The 921-nt window shown below is 64.7% G+C and carries 1 protein-coding gene; it reads right to left on the bottom strand.

Annotated features, from left to right (window positions below; translation table 11 throughout):
- Nucleotides 1-212 (bottom strand): transposase (locus BVI061214_RS12285; protein ID WP_211256769.1); only part of this gene is annotated, 212 nt, incomplete at its 3' end.
- Between the last annotated feature and the right edge of the window lie 709 nt (nt 213-921).

The following is a 921-nucleotide window of genomic DNA, read 5'->3' as shown; positions in this document are numbered from 1 at the left end:
AGCTGGGCGATCCTGCCCGCCGGCGTGATGAGGTCCCGGGTGTAGTAGCCGTTCCGCTCCCCGCGGCGGCTTGGGGTGCGCTCACGGTAACCCGCAGCCAGGTGCTCGGTCATCTCTTCTTCCAACACCTGCTCGATGACGGCCTTGACCCCTTCTCGGATGCGCCGGCCCTTCTCCTCCTTGGTCAACCTCTTGAGCTCCTCTCGGTCCATTCCGCCCTCCATGCTTAACCCACAAAATACGCGACACTACCCCTGGAGGGCATCGTCTATGATGCAAAAGGCCGCTATGGTGCGCGAGGGCATAGCGGCCACTATTTTCTCTGGCCCAGGGGGTAGGTAGCAACTTGGGTTATGCTACCGGGCCCAAGTCCCCTGGGAACTCCGCCCCTCTCGCGCCCGTCTTGCCCCCGTAGAGACATCTGGGCAGGGCGTACGGGGGCAAGACCTCTACCGCTCCGCCAGGGCCCAGAGGGGCTACCTTGTGGGCTGCATATGGGGGGTTCAGCGCCCTCTACTGCCTCCTACACGCTATTTCCCCTCGCTGGAAATTCCCGGCCTCCTCTCCACCTGCGGTTTTTCTCGCCCCCACCGGGTTTCCACAGGGGGGTGTCCAGGGGGGAGGGGAAGCACGGAAGAACGGCGCTCGTCTCTGGGGCTGGACACCCCACTACACCTGGCTCCCCACATCCGCTGATTAGGATCCACACCCTGGCCCACCTGGGGGCCGACATGCCCTCGGCATCGGCCGCCGGGGGAAGGCAAGGGGGTGGGCGACGGGATACAAAAGCCGAACCCGGAGCCAAGGTGAACCTGGCCCCTTTCGGCCATAGGGGGCTGGGGCGAAAGGGCCTCCTCGGGCTTTTCAACGCCGATGGTTTTCCAGGTAACGACCCGGGGTGGCCAGGTTGGACGCTACGTT

The organism is Thermus aquaticus (assembly GCF_001280255.1).
Lineage (GTDB): Bacteria > Deinococcota > Deinococci > Deinococcales > Thermaceae > Thermus > Thermus aquaticus.
Note: the sequence above shows the minus strand (reverse complement) of the source record. Positions and strands in the feature narration are given on the sequence as shown.